Genomic DNA, 13538 nt, shown 5'->3' with positions numbered 1-13538 from the left:
GTCTCTATTTGTCTTCCGGCGCCCGGCTTTCAAGGCGTAAGCGAACCCTTGGGGCCACCGGCACTTATCCTTTGCCATTGCGGCCAGATGTCGTCCACGGCGCGCCGGCGGGCCAGTACGAACTCTGGCAGCGCCCCATCCCGGTTGCCTTTGTTGTAGCGGTTGTCCGTGCGATCGACAACGAGGACTGGAGGCGCGCCGAATTGATCGGCTGTGATGTCGACGATGAAATCGCCGCATTCGACCCAGGCATGGCTTTGCCAGCTCTTCCCGCAGTTGAAGCCGAACGGTCCGATTTCAGGCTCCAACGGCCCGCTGCGCGGCGTTCCGCAGACCCAGTCGGCGCTGAAGCCTTGGGTGCTCAAGACGCGCTGCAGGAACAGGCTCGTGCGGCCGCAGGTGCCTTGCGAGGCGATCGTGGGGCGGTCCGCGCCGGCGTGACGATGCCATTCAATCCAGATCGGTTCGATGAAATGGCGCGCGGCTGTCGCGATCTTCAGAAGCGATGTCCTGTCGGAGAGGATGGGCGGTGGCGGGCTTGGCAATCGACTGGAACGCGCGTTGTCAGGTCTTGCTGCCGGCAAGTTTCTCGGCAAGTTCGCCCAGTTGTTCCTGCGCCTTGCGATCGGCGGGATAAATGTCCAGGAACTGTTCCCACGCACGCATGGCAAGCTCATCCTTGCCGGAGGCGCCGAGGATTGCCGCCATGCCGGCAAGTGCGCCAAAGTGGCGGGGCTCGATCGACAGCACGCGATTGATGTCCGACATGGATTTCCGGTAGTTGCCCATCGCGTAATGCAGTGTCGCGCGGCGGTTCCAGCCTTCGACATAATTGGGTGCAAGGGCGATAACCTGGTCGAGGATATCGAGAGCGGCCGGCTGCTTGTTGTCGGTGATCGCCTTGTCGGCCCATTGCATCAGCAGGTTGACGGTGGCGCTGCCGGAATCCTGCCACTCGATGCGGATCTGGTTGGAGAGCTCGCGTGCCTTGTCGGGGTCGCGCTCCTTTTTCAGGTCGGCGAACAGGGTGTCGAGGCGCTGCTTCGGGGTGGTGAGGCTGGTTGCTTCCGGTTGGGTCGAGGCTTCCGCCGCGAAGGAAACATTGCCAGCTCCCGTGGAGGTGGCGAGCAGGGCGGAACACGCCAGAATCAAGGGTATAAAAACTCGCATGGCGAGCATGTTAGCTCGCCACGGAATAACTTCAAAATCAATTCTGGGACATCGCTTGAGCGCTGTCCCCAAGTCCCCTGTCGGGTCTCAGCCCTGACGAGCCTTGAAGCGCGGGTTGGACTTGTTGATGATGTAGATGCGGCCCTTGCGACGAACCAGACGGTTTTCGCGGTGGCGGGTCTTGAGCGACTTGAGCGAATTCTTGATCTTCATTTTCCTGATCCGCAGGTTTCGGGGAATGAAAATTCGCCCGGTATCTCTAACAATCAAAAGCGCGCCCGTGAGCGCGCTCCTTTAAGGTGGGATGGCAAATACCGTGTCACCCCTGGTGTGTCAACCACAAGACGCCCCATTTTGGTGTCTTGCCCCGCATTTCTATGGTCCTCAGCCGCGGACGAGCCGCGTGACGTGGCCCATCTTGCGGCCGGCGCGGGCCTCGGTCTTGCCGTAGAGGTGCACCAGCACGTCATCCTCGGCAAGCCATGCGGGGACCGTGTCGAGGTCGTCGCCGATCAGGTTCTGCATGACGCAGTCCGAATGGCGACGCGGATTGCCGAGCGGCAGTCCGGCGACGGCACGGATATGCTGCTCGAACTGCGAGACGACGCAGGCAGCTTCCGTCCAGTGGCCGGAATTGTGCACGCGGGGCGCCATCTCGTTGACGATCAGGCTGCCGTCGGCGAGCACGAAGAACTCGACGCCGATGACGCCGACATAGCCGAGCGCATCGAGGATCGCCTTGGCGGCAACCCGTGCCGCTTCGCCGGCCGCAGCACCGATCTCTGCCGGGACCATCGAGGTATGGAGGATGCCGTTGCGATGCACGTTTTCCGCCGGATCGAAACAGGCAACGGCGCCATCGGGCGCGCGGGCTGCGATGATCGAGATTTCGCGCTCGAAGGGCACGAAGCTTTCGAGGATCAGCGGTACGCCGCCGAGTGCTGCGAAAGCGCCCGCCGGGCCGTCTGCCGTCGAGCGGAAGACGCGCTGTCCCTTGCCGTCATAGCCGAGGCGACGGGTTTTCAGCACGCCGGTCCCGCCGAAATCCGCAAGGGCCGCTTCAAGGTCGGCCTGGCTGTCGACGGCATGGAAGCGCGCCGTGGCAATGCCGCAGCCGTTGATGAAGCGTTTCTCGGTGAGGCGGTCCTGCGCGACTTCCAGCGCTTTCGGTGGCGGGAAGACGGGGCGTTTTGCCGCCAGTCGCTCGGCAGCCGCGACCGGAACGTTCTCGAATTCGTAGGTGATGATGTCGCTGACTTCAGCAAGCTTTCCGAGCGCGGCTTCGTCGTCATAGGCAGCGATGATCTGGTCGTTTGCGACCTGGGCAGCCGGACAGTCGACCTGCGGCTCGAGGATGACCGTGCGGAAGTTCAGTCGGGCGGCTGCCATCGCCAGCATGCGGCCGAGCTGGCCGCCGCCGATAATGCCGATGGTGGTCATGCCTCGTCCACCGGATACTCGGCAACGGCAATGGTCTGCTGTTCGCGCCAGTCGTCGAGCCGGTCGGCGAGGTCCTCGTCGCCAAGCGCAAGGACGGCTGCGGCAAGGAGGGCTGCGTTGACGGCACCGGCGCGGCCGATCGCCAGCGTTCCGACCGGGATGCCGGCCGGCATCTGGACAATCGACAGCAGGCTGTCCTGGCCGGAAAGCGCCTTCGACTGCACGGGGACGCCGAAGACCGGCAGCGGCGTCATCGAGGCACACATGCCGGGCAGATGCGCTGCACCTCCGGCACCGGCGATGATGACCTTGAAGCCCTCGTCGCGGGCGCCCTTGGCGAAGCTGACCAGCCGATCGGGCGTGCGATGGGCCGAAACGATGCGTGCCTCATAGGGAATGTCGAGCGCGTCGAGCGTATCGGCGGCGTTCTTCATCGTCTCCCAGTCCGACTGGCTTCCCATGATGATGGCGACGGGTGGGGTCGTGGTGTCGATCACGTCTGTCCTGTTCCGCGTTCAGGCGATGATATCGGGAATGATCTGGTCTTCGATCTTGCTGATCTTGTCCTTGATCGCCAGCTTCTTCTTCTTCATGCGCTGCACTCTGAGCGCGTCGCAGCCGGTCTCGATCATGGCGTTGATGGCAGCATCATAGTCTTCATGTTCCTGCCTCAGCCGCGCGGCGGTCAGTCTGAGTTCGGCCTGGTCCTGGTCCGGCATGCAAAGCGATCCCCATCAGCCCGGTTGCGAAGTCCTCCTCGAACCGGAATTTCATGCGCCGCTCTATCACATCTTGGGCGGTAACGGGAAGTTATCCCTCGTCATCATTTCGCCTTCGACAAATGAAAAATGGCATGGCACAGTAGTAAGGTTACAACCATGAAACATCCGGCATTTGCGTGCCGGATGCAAGCAAAAGGAAGGGACTGCCAAATGACTGTTGAGGCTCATCTTGCAACGCTTGAGAAAAAACATGGCGCCCTGGAGCAGGAGCTCCACGTAGCGATGAATCAGCCGTCCGTGGAAGACGAACTGATTACCGATATCAAGCGAAGGAAGCTGCGCATCAAGGACGAAATCGAAAGGCTTCGCTCCTCGACTCACTGATTATCAACGGTATTTCCCAGAACCATCGGGAAGCGCCATCTCCCCTCTGAGTAGGCGCAACAAGGTTTAGAACCAATCCCCCACAGTGGAATATACGGAATTTCGGGCCGGGCTTGACGCCCGGTCCTCTTGTTTTCCGGGTCGTCGCTTCCAAGCTCAAGACCAGAACTGGTCGAGCCAGAGGTTGAGGCGGTCAAACCCCGGCCGGTTGATCGCATAGATCCGCCGCGTGCCGCTCGCCGAGACCGAGACCAAATTGCAGTCCAGCAAGGCTTTCAGGTGCTGCGATACGGCCGGACGGCTGATCGGCAAGCCTTCGGCCAGCTCGTTCACGGTTTTCGGCGCGCGCCGCAATTCCTCCAGCAGGTGGCGCCGGTTCGGGTCCGCAATGGCATCGAAAGGGTCCGCGATCGTCATGGGCGGACGTTAGGCGAATTTTTGCAAGGCAGCAAGAATTTTGTGCGGTGCGAAACGCTAATTTTGCTTTGCAATATTTCCGTAATACTTGGGTGGCGGCTCAGCCGCCCGCAGCGAGGCCGACGATACCGTCCCAGAGCAGCTTCGAGCCCGCGATGAAGGCCATGCTATACATGAAGGGGTAGAAGATCTGCGGCTTCATGCGGCGAACGATAAAGGCGCCGCACACGGTCGCGACGATCGCCAGCGGAAAGAGTGTCGCCGAGATTTTCAGGTTGCTGAGGTCGAGTTGCCCGAGCGCGAAATAGGGAATGAGCTTCACCGCGTTCAGGATCGCGAAGAAGCGCACGATCGTGCCGGTATATTCGCGCGGGTCGAGCTGCAGTGGCAGCGCGTAGATCTGGAAGGGCGGGCCGCCGGCATGCGCAACGAAGCTGCCATAGCCGGCGAACGAGCCCCAAAGCGCCGCCGGCCCGGCCCGCTGCGTCTTCGGCGCGATGGTGATGCCGAGGCGCATGCGCCAGATGTTGTAGACGTAGCGAAGCACGAAGAGCACGGTGATCAGGCCGATGATCAGGCGGAGCAGGTCACGCGAGACATAGGCGGAGGTTGCCCAGCCGATGACGATGCCGGCAATGGCGCCGGGCAAAAGCATGAAAAGGGTCTTGCGGTCGCCATGCTTGCGCCACATCCAGAGCGATACAAGATCCATCGCGATCAGGATCGGCAGGAGAAGGGCGGCGGCCTGGACGGGCGACACCGCCATCGACAATATCGGTACACCCATGAGCGAAAGTGCTTCCCCCATGCCGCCCTTGCTGAGGCCGACAAGCAGAACGGCCGGGATGGCGATAAGGTAGAAGTCGAGATCCGGAAGCATGGGTGGCTGTTGATCCTTTTGCAGTCTCCGTCTATCGGTTTTCGGAAATGAAATCGAGCGCTGGTTTCGCGGCTTACGCGGCACAGCCGGAAATGGATATCTGAGCATGACAACAGAACGCTGCCGCCTGGTGCTGATCGCGCCCGACATGCCCGATGCGGCGGAACGTGCCAAGGTGCTCGCCGACGCGCTCAAGGGTGGCGACGTCGCCTCGGTGATCGTGCCGCAATACGGGCTCGACGATAGCGAGTTCCAGAAGCATGCCGAGCGCCTGGTGCCGGTCATCCAGGAGGCGGGCGCCGCAGCACTGATCGCGGGTGACTCGCGCGTTGCCGGTCGCGCCAAGGCGGATGGCCTGCATGTTGCCGGCAATGCCGAAGTGCTCGGTGAGGCGGTCGAGAAGCACACGCCGAAGCTGATCGTCGGCGGCGGCAACGCGGCCGACCGCCACCATGCGCTGGAGATCGGCGAAGTGCGCCCGGACTACGTGTTCTTCGGCAGGACCGACGGCGACATCAAGCCGGAGGCGCATTCGAAGAACCTCGCGCTTGCCGAATGGTGGGCGTCGATGATCGAGATCCCGTGCATCGTCATGGGCGGCACCGATCCGCAATCGGCGCTTGCAGTGGCGGAGACCGGTGCCGAGTTCGTGGCGCTTCGTCTGGCCGTCTTCGGTGAGCCAGGACAGGCGCCCTCCGTCGTTGCCGCGGTCAACGCGTTGCTTGACGAAAAAGCGCCACGGTTTGAAGATTAAGACGTTTCGATGTTGAACCGTCCGTCTTCCAGATTGAGTCGAGGTCTTTCCCTTGTCGCCCTGGCCGTTGCCCTGGCGCTGCCGGCGCATGCGCAGGAGAAGCCGTCCGCAAGCGACGATGCCGGCGTCGAAAAGCGTGGCCGCATCACGCCCTTCAACGGCGCTGCGATGCCCGAAGGAGCCGAGACTGGCGACAAGTCGAACGCGGCTTCGGACAAGAAGCCGGCGGACGGCACGGCGCCATCTGGAGGCGTGGGTGTCTTTGATCGCATGGGCGCCGAATTGCCGGCGCTGCCGGCCGAAAAACCCTTCGCCGGCAAGGTCGACGACGCCTACGGCGCGTTTCAGCGCGGCTATTACCTGACCGCGATGGATCTGGCGCTGCCACGGGCGCAGCTCGGCGATCCTGCGGCACAGACGCTGATTGCCGAAATCTTGCAGCAGGGGCTTGGCGTCGTGCGCAACCCGCAGCAGGCTGCCTTCTGGTATGGCCAGGCGGCGGAAAAAGGCGACCCGGCGGCGATGTTCAAATATGCCCTGATCCTGATGGAGGGGCGCTACGCCAAGCGTGACCGGAAAAAGTCCGAAGAGCTGATGAAGAAGGCGGCCGATCTCGGCAATGGCTCGGCACAGTTCAATTACGGCCAGACGCTCGTTGCCGACAATCCCGGACCGAAGGGATTGAAGCTGGCGATGCCCTATTACGAGAAGTCGGCCGAACAGGGCATTGCCGACGCGCAATATGCGTTGTCGCAGATCCTGGTCAATGTCGACGGCATCGAGGAAAGCAAGCGGGCGCGTGCCCGCGAATGGCTGATCCGTGCGGCGCGGGCGGGCTTCGATACCGCCCAGTTGGACATCGCGATCTGGATGATCGAAGGCATTGCCGGTGATCGGAACCTGGAGGACGGCTTCGGCTGGATGCGCCGGGCGGCCGAGGGCGGCAACGTGGTGGCGCAGAACCGTCTCTCGCATCTCTATGTCAATGCCATCGGCACGAGGCCCAACCCGGTCGAGGCGGCGAAATGGTATGTGCTGTCACGCCGTGCCGGTCTCAAGGACGATGCGCTCGAGGACTTCTACCTCGGTCTTAATGAAGAGCAGCAGAAGCAGGCGCTGAGTGCGGCCAACAGGTATCGCCGGAGCTGAGCGAGGCGGAATCCCGTCGCCGCCGGCCGGCAAAAATGCTATTTCGCTTGAACTCGCGGGGCTTTTGTGGTTCTGAGGCCGCGGTTTTGCTCGTGGCGCCATGACAGTGGCAGCAATGCGCGAGCGGAGTGAGACTTCACTCGGTTTTTTGACGACGGAGCACGGTTTGCAGCTTGCCCTTGAGGCCAGTAATGCGCCTATGTTTCGTCAAGCAGGTTCAACGTCCGATCGAACGCGTTCGATCGGCCTTCGTTTTTCAAGGGATCGCCAGATGGCCCGTTCAGCACTTCTCAATGTCATGGTTCAGGCCGCCTTCAAGGCGGGCAAGTCGTTGTCCCGCGATTTCGGCGAAGTCCAGAACCTGCAGGTGTCGCTCAAGGGACCGGGCGACTATGTTTCGCAGGCCGATCGTAAGGCCGAAAAGCTCATTCGCGAAGAACTCCTGAAGGCTCGCCCGACCTATGGCTTCCTCGGCGAGGAAGGCGAAGAGATCATCGGCACCGACGGTGCGCACCGCTGGATCGTCGATCCGCTCGACGGCACCACCAACTTCCTGCACGGCATTCCGCATTTCGCCGTTTCGATCGCACTGGAGCGCCAGGGCGAGATCGTCGGCGCTGTCGTCTTCAACCCGGCAACCGATGAACTCTACACGGCCGAGCGCGGCGGTGGCGCCTTCCTCAACGACCGTCGTTTGCGCGTCGCTGCACGCAAGCATCTTTCCGATGCCGTCATCGCCACCGGCACGCCGCATCTTGGCCGCGGCAACCACGGCAAGTACCTGATCGAACTGCGCCATGTGATGGGCGAAGTTGCAGGTATCCGCCGCATGGGCTCGGCTGCGCTCGATCTTGCCTATGTCGCTGCCGGCCGTTTCGACGGCTACTGGGAGCGCGACCTTGCCGCTTGGGATATTGCCGCCGGTGTGCTTCTCATTCGCGAAGCCGGTGGTTGGACGCACGATATCAACGGCGGCGCCCGCCCGGTCGATGACGGTTCGGTCATCTGCGGCAACGAGTACATCGTCAAGGCGCTGACGGAAGTCGTTCATCGCCCGGTGCCGACGAAGTAAGTCGCAATCCCGTTCGTTCCGAAGCCTCCGATGCGCACCCCGCATCGGAGGCTTTGTTTTTGGCACGAAGCTGGGCGGTGCAACACGACACCGCCACAGGCCTGTGCCTAACTGGCGACCTGCAGGCCGTGGCGCGATCCTGGCTGCATACACAAATTGGCCCTTGAATCGATTTCGGTTTCAGGAATTATGCGATAGGCTCCGGGCCGGCGCGGCGCCGTTCCGTCAAGTGAAGCGGGAGATACTCATACCCATGACGAAACTGCATCTGTCCGGTTGGAACGGTCGGGAAGGCATGGAAGACGGCTACAACCCGCACAAGCTGTCGAGCCCCATGCACTATTTCTGGACGATGGTGGTCTTTCTGATCATCGTCGGATTTGTCGGTGCGATCCTCTTTCGCCAGGCACAGAACGCCTTTCTCGCCAATCCCGGCCTGAACGGGCTGATCCTCGGGGTGCTCCTGATCGGCATCCTGCTCGTGTTCAATCATGTACTGGGCTTGCGCCCTGAAGTGCGCTGGTTCAATTCGTTCCGCGCCGCAGGCAGTGCGGACAAGGTCGGGCGGGACCCGGTGCTGCTGGCGCCGATGCGGGCGCTGATCGGCGGCCGCCAGACGGCGATCTCGACGACGGCCCTCCGGTCGATCCTCGATTCCATCGCCACCCGCCTCGACGAATCGCGCGACATTTCGCGTTACCTGACCGGGCTTCTGGTGTTTCTCGGCCTGCTCGGCACATTCTGGGGCCTTCTTGGAACGATCGGCTCGATCAACACGGTCATCCAGTCTCTGGATGCCGGATCGGGAACGACGGAAGACATCCTCTCGGCGCTGAAGAATGGCCTGTCGGCACCGCTCACCGGCATGGGCACGGCGTTTTCGACGTCGCTTTTCGGCCTTTCCGGTTCGCTGATCCTCGGCTTTCTCGATCTGCAGGCCGGGCGCGCGCAGAACCGCTTCTACACCGAGCTTGAAAACTGGCTCTCCTCCGTGACGGACGTCGGCTCGGAACTTTCGCCGGCGCTCGATCTGCCCGCCGGCGCGCCGGTCGAGGAGCTGAAGAGGCTCACCGACCAGCTCGTCCGCCTCAACCATGAGGGCGGCGCGAACCAGCGCACGACCGCGGCCATGGCAAGCCTCGCCGAAGGCATTCAAGGGCTGGTCAAGAACATGCGCGGCGAACAGCAGATGCTGCGGGATTGGATCGAGGCTCAGCAGGACGAAGCCAAGGCGATGCGCAAGACGCTCGACAAGCTGGCATCGCGGGTCGGCATCTCCGACCGGTCGCCTGCGCATGACAAGCCGGCCGTGTCGGCCAAGGCGCGCGTGGAAGAGGCCGGAGGAGAGTAATCCATGGCGCTTGCCCGAAAAGGCCGCTCTCAGCGCACGATCGACTATTGGCCGGGCTTCGTCGACGCACTGTCGACGCTGCTGCTGTCGATCATGTTCCTGCTGACCGTCTTCGTCCTTGCACAGTTTCTGCTCAGTCGCGAAATCAGCGGCAAGGACGAGGTGCTGACGCGGCTGAACAGCCAGATCAACGAACTCACCCAGCTTCTGGCGCTCGAAAAGAGCGGCAAGCAGGATCTCGAGGATTCGCTTGCCAATCTGCAGGCGTCGCTCGCCACGTCCGAAGGCGAACGCTCACGGCTGCAGGCCCTGCTCGACCAGGGCGCCGGGAGCACGGACGCCGCCAACCAGAAGATCGGCCGTCTCGGCTCTGAGCTTGAGACCGAGCGTGAAGTCAGCGCCCGGGCCATGAGCCAGATCGAGCTGCTGAACCAGCAGATCGCCGCGCTCCGCAGCCAGATCGCCGCCATCGAAGTCGCGCTTCAGGCGTCGGAAGCCAAGGACCAGCAGTCGCAGACCAAGATCGCCGATCTCGGACGCCGGCTGAACGTGGCGCTTGCCCAGCGGGTGCAGGAACTCAACCGCTACCGCTCGGACTTCTTCGGACGCCTCCGGGAAATTCTTTCCGACCGTGAAAACATCCGCATCGTCGGCGACCGCTTCGTCTTCCAGTCGGAGGTGCTGTTTCCCTCTGGTGGCAACGACCTCAATCCGGAAGGGCAGGCGGAAATGGCCAAGCTCGCCACCGCGCTGCTCGACCTCGCCAAGGAAATCCCCGCCGAAATCAACTGGGTGCTGCGCGTCGACGGCCACACGGACAATGTGCAGCTTTCAGGCGCCGGGCGCTTCGCCGACAACTGGGAGCTTTCGTCGGCGCGTGCGACCTCCGTGGTCAAGTTCCTGATCTCGAAGGGCGTGCCAGCAGATCGGCTAGTGGCCGCGGGCTTTGGCGAGTACCAGCCGATTGCACCGGGTGAAACCCCTGAGGCGCGGGCGCAGAACCGCCGCATCGAGCTCAAGCTGACCGAGAAATAGACTTCGCTCTCCGCGTATCCCGTCGTCGGGCGACGCAGCCTGGCGCTTGAATTGACCTTGACGTACGCGTAACAATTCTGCAGCCATTCAGATGGCTGCGGCGGCCTTTGCGTGTCAGAGCGTGGGGGGCCGGATGGGATGCGAGGGGGAGAGCATTTCATGGATTGCGACGTTTTGGTTATCGGCGCGGGGCTTGCCGGCCTTGTCGCCGCAGCGGAGGCGGCGGCACTCGGCCGCAGGGTCATCGTGCTCGACCAGGAAGGGGAACAGAATCTTGGCGGACAGGCCTTCTGGTCGCTTGGCGGCCTGTTCTTTGTCGACAGCCCCGAACAGCGCCGCATGGGCATCCGCGACACCCGCGAGCTTGCCGGGCAGGACTGGGTGGGCTCCTCGCAGTTCGACCGTCCGGAGGATCACTGGCCACGGCTCTGGGCCGAAGCCTATCTCGACTTTGCCGCGGGCGAGAAGCGCTCCTGGCTGCACTCGCTCGGCATGCGCTGGTTTCCCGTGGTCGGCTGGGCGGAGCGCGGCGGTGGGCTCGCCCACGGGCACGGCAATTCGGTGCCGCGCTTTCACGTCACGTGGGGTACCGGCCCGGCGGTGCTCGAACCGTTCATCCGGTTGACGCGCGAGGCGGAAAGTCGTGGTCTCGTGCGCTTCCGCTTCCGCCATCGGGTGGATGAACTTGTGACCACCGACGGCCGCGTGACGGGTGCGCGCGGTGCGCTGCTCAAGGACGATCCGGTCGGGCGCGGTGAGCGCAGCTCCCGCGACATCGTCGGCGATTTCGAGATTTCGGCGGGCGCGATCGTCGTCACGTCAGGCGGTATCGGCGGAAACCATGATCTGGTGCGCCGCAACTGGCCGCGCAAGCGGCTCGGCCAGCCGCCGGCGACGATGGTTGCGGGCGTGCCCCACCATGTCGACGGGCGCATGCTGGAGATCGCCAGCCAGGCGCGCGGCGCGGTCATCAATGCGGATCGCATGTGGCACTATACGGAGGGGTTGAAGAACTTCGATCCGATCTGGCCGGACCATGGCATCCGCATCCTTCCGGGCCCTTCGTCCTTCTGGTGCGACGCCGACGGCAACCGTTTTCCGGCGCCGGCCATGCCCGGCTTCGATACGCTCGGCACGTTGAAGGCGATCCGCGACAGCGGTCATGATTACAGCTGGTTCGTGCTGACGCGGGCGATCATCAAAAAGGAGTTCGCGCTTTCCGGTTCGGAGCAGAATCCCGATCTCACCGGCAAGAGCATCGCCCTTCTGTTAAAGCGGCTCGGCAAGAACCCGCCGGGGCCGGTCCAGGCGTTCATGGACAAGGGCGAGGATTTCATCGTGCGCGACCGTCTCGAAGACCTGGTGCCGGCGATGAATGCGCTGACCGGTGAGAACCGGCTGTCGCTGGAGCACTTGCGGCAGCAGATCGTGGCGCGCGACCGGGAAATTACCAACGCATTCTCCAAGGACGCGCAGGTGACCGCGATCCGCGGTGCGCGCGCCTATCGCGGCGACCGGCTGCTGCGCACGGCCAAACCGCATCGGCTGCTCGATCCCAAGGCCGGCCCACTGATTGCCGTTCGGCTGCATATCCTGACGCGCAAGACGCTGGGCGGGCTTCAAACCAACCTGTCAGGCCAGGTGTTGGAGCAATCGGGCGAGCCGGTGCCCGGTCTCTACGCTGCCGGCGAAGTCGCCGGCTTCGGCGGGGGCGGCATGCATGGCTACAACGCACTCGAAGGCACGTTCCTCGGCGGCTGCATCTTTTCCGGCCGGGCCGCGGGGCGGGGTGCTGCCGGGGTGTGATGGCTCCTTGCCGCGTATTTGCCCCTCATCCTAGCCCTCTTCTCGTCAAGCGGGGAGGTGACGGTCGATTGTGCAACGATACCCTCACGTGTAATCGCCGCCGAGGCGGCGCGGTACATCGAGGTTCAGGCAACCGAGTAACATCGTATGTGCTGGCGCATACGCACGGACCGCGCCACAAGTCCCTTCTCCCCGCCTGCGGGGAGAAGGTGGCGGCAGTCGGATGAGGGGCCCCGCTCGTTCTGATCGTCAATCCATCTGCACATTGGCGTCACGAACGACCGGCGTCCACTTCGCCAATTCGGCTTTCACATGGGCTTCCAGCTCTTCCGGCGTCGAGCCGACAATCGTGGCGCTGAATTCCTTCATGCGCTCGACGACAGCGGGATCCTTCAGCGCCTTGTTGGCCGCCTCGTTGAGGCGGGCGACGACCGGCTGAGGCGTGTTGGCCGGGGCGAAGAGCGCGTTCCAGGTGTAGGTCTCGTAGCCCGGAATGCCGGCCTCGGCGACTGTCGGCACATCCGGGAAGGACGGTGCCCGTTCCGCCGTGGTCACCGCAAGCGCCCTCAGCGTTCCCGCCTTGATGTGGCTGGAGGAGGAGGGGAGGTTGTCGAACATGATCGGCACCTGGTTGCCGATGACATCGTTCAGCGCCGGGCCTGCGCCCTTGTAGGGGATGTGCTGCATACTGACGCCGGCCATCTTCTTGAAGAGTTCGCCGGAGAGGTGCAGCGGAGTGCCGTTGCCGGAAGACGCATAGCTGTACTCGTCGGGCTTGGCCTTCAGGAGTGCCAGCAGTTCCGCAACGTCCTTGGCCGGGAGTTCCGGATTGACGACGAGCACGTTGGGCACGACGACGAGCAGGGAGATCGGCGCGAAATCCTTTTCGGGATCGTAGGGCTTGGTCTTCAGGATCAGCGGATTGAGCGCGTGGGTGGCGACCGTGCCCATCAGGATCGTATAGCCGTCCGGATCGGCGCGGGCGACATTGTCTGCGCCGAGATTGCCACCGGCGCCGGCAACGTTCTGGACGATCACCTGTTGGCCGAGGTCCTCCGACATTTTTTGCGCGACGATGCGGGCAACCACGTCGGTGGAACCGCCGGCGGCAAAGGGAACGACGAGCGTTATCGGCCGGTCGGGGAAGTCCTGGGCCAGTGCCGTCGAGCCAAGGGGCAGCGCCGTCAGCGCCATCAGGCCCAGCGCCAGAGTGGCACGCCGGGTCAGGTGCGAAAATGCCATGCGGTAGTCCTCCCGATCAATTCAGCAGAAAGCGATACCGGCCTCCTCGGCCGGCCCCCTAACAATAGGGCTCGGCCTCCCGTCGGCAACCGCTTTACGGCAAATCGGAGGACGCT

At 63.3% G+C, this 13538-nt stretch carries 16 protein-coding genes; 7 read left to right on the top strand and 9 right to left on the bottom strand.

What is annotated here, in order from left to right:
- Positions 1-29 precede the first annotated feature (29 nt).
- The 6 genes from FA04_RS15140 to FA04_RS15115 all read right to left on the bottom strand — a co-directional run bounded on the left by FA04_RS15140 (position 30) and on the right by FA04_RS15115 (position 3329).
- Entirely contained in the window at positions 30-584 is a 555-nt protein-coding gene (locus FA04_RS15140; RefSeq protein ID WP_156553005.1) for a lasso peptide biosynthesis protein, read from the bottom strand.
- On the bottom strand, positions 565-1179 hold the full coding sequence (locus tag FA04_RS15135) for a tetratricopeptide repeat protein (protein WP_034806119.1): 615 nt from the start codon (positions 1177-1179) through the stop codon (positions 565-567). The genes FA04_RS15140 and FA04_RS15135 overlap by 20 nt, the downstream gene beginning before the upstream one ends.
- A 78-nt stretch (positions 1180-1257) precedes the next feature.
- The gene (ykgO, locus tag FA04_RS15130) at positions 1258-1383 is read right to left on the bottom strand and encodes a type B 50S ribosomal protein L36 (RefSeq protein WP_034806120.1); all 126 of its coding nucleotides are present in this window, start codon (positions 1381-1383) and stop codon (positions 1258-1260) included.
- Positions 1384-1554: 171 nt separating this feature from the next.
- Positions 1555-2610 (bottom strand): 5-(carboxyamino)imidazole ribonucleotide synthase, encoded by a 1056-nt coding sequence (locus FA04_RS15125; RefSeq protein WP_034806121.1) that lies wholly within the window; start codon positions 2608-2610, stop codon positions 1555-1557.
- On the bottom strand, positions 2607-3071 hold the full coding sequence (gene purE, locus FA04_RS15120; protein ID WP_034806641.1) for a 5-(carboxyamino)imidazole ribonucleotide mutase: 465 nt from the start codon (positions 3069-3071) through the stop codon (positions 2607-2609). Before purE ends, FA04_RS15125 begins: the two co-directional genes overlap by 4 nt.
- A 54-nt stretch (positions 3072-3125) precedes the next feature.
- Entirely contained in the window at positions 3126-3329 is a 204-nt protein-coding gene (locus FA04_RS15115; RefSeq protein WP_034806122.1) for a YdcH family protein, read from the bottom strand.
- Between the two features lie 213 nt (positions 3330-3542).
- Between FA04_RS15115 and FA04_RS15110 the strand changes: the two genes are divergently transcribed.
- The gene (locus tag FA04_RS15110; RefSeq protein ID WP_034806123.1) at positions 3543-3716 is read left to right on the top strand and encodes a YdcH family protein; all 174 of its coding nucleotides are present in this window, start codon (positions 3543-3545) and stop codon (positions 3714-3716) included.
- 156 nt (positions 3717-3872) lie between these two features.
- On the opposite strand, the gene FA04_RS15105 is transcribed toward FA04_RS15110, so the two are convergent.
- The gene (locus FA04_RS15105; RefSeq protein ID WP_034806124.1) at positions 3873-4133 is read right to left on the bottom strand and encodes an ArsR/SmtB family transcription factor; all 261 of its coding nucleotides are present in this window, start codon (positions 4131-4133) and stop codon (positions 3873-3875) included.
- A 100-nt stretch (positions 4134-4233) separates the two neighbouring features.
- Positions 4234-5013 (bottom strand): sulfite exporter TauE/SafE family protein, encoded by a 780-nt coding sequence (locus FA04_RS15100; protein WP_034806126.1) that lies wholly within the window; start codon positions 5011-5013, stop codon positions 4234-4236.
- A 106-nt stretch (positions 5014-5119) separates the two neighbouring features.
- On the opposite strand from FA04_RS15100, the gene FA04_RS15095 reads away from it, so the two are divergent.
- The 6 genes from FA04_RS15095 (at position 5120) to FA04_RS15070 (ending at position 12180) form a co-directional block, all read left to right on the top strand.
- Positions 5120-5767 carry a thiamine phosphate synthase gene (locus FA04_RS15095; protein WP_034806128.1) on the top strand — a complete coding sequence of 216 codons (648 nt, stop codon included), beginning with the start codon at positions 5120-5122 and terminating at the stop codon, positions 5765-5767.
- Between the two features lie 9 nt (positions 5768-5776).
- The gene (locus tag FA04_RS15090; protein WP_034806130.1) at positions 5777-6916 is read left to right on the top strand and encodes a tetratricopeptide repeat protein; all 1140 of its coding nucleotides are present in this window, start codon (positions 5777-5779) and stop codon (positions 6914-6916) included.
- A gap of 271 nt (positions 6917-7187) precedes the next feature.
- Positions 7188-7988, top strand: coding sequence for an inositol monophosphatase family protein (locus FA04_RS15085; RefSeq protein WP_034806132.1), 801 nt, complete (start codon positions 7188-7190; stop codon positions 7986-7988).
- A 253-nt stretch (positions 7989-8241) separates the two neighbouring features.
- Positions 8242-9339 (top strand): MotA/TolQ/ExbB proton channel family protein, encoded by a 1098-nt coding sequence (locus FA04_RS15080; protein WP_034806134.1) that lies wholly within the window; start codon positions 8242-8244, stop codon positions 9337-9339.
- Positions 9340-9342: 3 nt separating this feature from the next.
- Positions 9343-10374: a peptidoglycan -binding protein gene (locus tag FA04_RS15075; protein WP_034806136.1), complete on the top strand. Its 1032-nt coding sequence runs from the start codon at positions 9343-9345 to the stop codon at positions 10372-10374.
- Positions 10375-10533: 159 nt separating this feature from the next.
- The gene (locus FA04_RS15070) at positions 10534-12180 is read left to right on the top strand and encodes an FAD-binding dehydrogenase (protein ID WP_034806137.1); all 1647 of its coding nucleotides are present in this window, start codon (positions 10534-10536) and stop codon (positions 12178-12180) included.
- Positions 12181-12429: 249 nt separating this feature from the next.
- Here FA04_RS15070 and FA04_RS15065 read toward each other — a convergent pair whose 3' ends face one another.
- Entirely contained in the window at positions 12430-13422 is a 993-nt protein-coding gene (locus tag FA04_RS15065; protein WP_034806138.1) for a Bug family tripartite tricarboxylate transporter substrate binding protein, read from the bottom strand.
- Between the last annotated feature and the right edge of the window lie 116 nt (positions 13423-13538).

The sequence above is a fragment of the Ensifer adhaerens genome, assembly GCF_000697965.2.
Classification (GTDB): Bacteria; Pseudomonadota; Alphaproteobacteria; order Rhizobiales; family Rhizobiaceae; genus Ensifer; species Ensifer adhaerens.
This window is presented reverse-complemented; position numbering and strand designations above follow the sequence as displayed.

Bases quoted from the DNA above. Each gene is read 5' to 3' on its own strand.
- FA04_RS15135 (WP_034806119.1), bottom strand. From the start codon at position 1,179: ATGCTCGCCATGCGAGTTTTTATACCCTTGATTCTGGCGTGTTCCGCC.
- ykgO (WP_034806120.1), bottom strand. From the start codon at position 1,383: ATGAAGATCAAGAATTCGCTCAAGTCGCTCAAGACCCGCCACCGCGAA.
- FA04_RS15125 (WP_034806121.1), bottom strand. From the start codon at position 2,610: ATGACCACCATCGGCATTATCGGCGGCGGCCAGCTCGGCCGCATGCTG.
- purE (WP_034806641.1), bottom strand. From the start codon at position 3,071: ATGGGAAGCCAGTCGGACTGGGAGACGATGAAGAACGCCGCCGATACG.
- FA04_RS15115 (WP_034806122.1), bottom strand. From the start codon at position 3,329: ATGCCGGACCAGGACCAGGCCGAACTCAGACTGACCGCCGCGCGGCTG.
- FA04_RS15110 (WP_034806123.1), top strand. From the start codon at position 3,543: ATGACTGTTGAGGCTCATCTTGCAACGCTTGAGAAAAAACATGGCGCC.
- FA04_RS15105 (WP_034806124.1), bottom strand. From the start codon at position 4,133: ATGACGATCGCGGACCCTTTCGATGCCATTGCGGACCCGAACCGGCGC.
- FA04_RS15100 (WP_034806126.1), bottom strand. From the start codon at position 5,013: ATGCTTCCGGATCTCGACTTCTACCTTATCGCCATCCCGGCCGTTCTG.
- FA04_RS15095 (WP_034806128.1), top strand. From the start codon at position 5,120: ATGACAACAGAACGCTGCCGCCTGGTGCTGATCGCGCCCGACATGCCC.
- FA04_RS15090 (WP_034806130.1), top strand. From the start codon at position 5,777: ATGTTGAACCGTCCGTCTTCCAGATTGAGTCGAGGTCTTTCCCTTGTC.
- FA04_RS15085 (WP_034806132.1), top strand. From the start codon at position 7,188: ATGGCCCGTTCAGCACTTCTCAATGTCATGGTTCAGGCCGCCTTCAAG.
- FA04_RS15080 (WP_034806134.1), top strand. From the start codon at position 8,242: ATGACGAAACTGCATCTGTCCGGTTGGAACGGTCGGGAAGGCATGGAA.
- FA04_RS15075 (WP_034806136.1), top strand. From the start codon at position 9,343: ATGGCGCTTGCCCGAAAAGGCCGCTCTCAGCGCACGATCGACTATTGG.
- FA04_RS15070 (WP_034806137.1), top strand. From the start codon at position 10,534: ATGGATTGCGACGTTTTGGTTATCGGCGCGGGGCTTGCCGGCCTTGTC.
- FA04_RS15065 (WP_034806138.1), bottom strand. From the start codon at position 13,422: ATGGCATTTTCGCACCTGACCCGGCGTGCCACTCTGGCGCTGGGCCTG.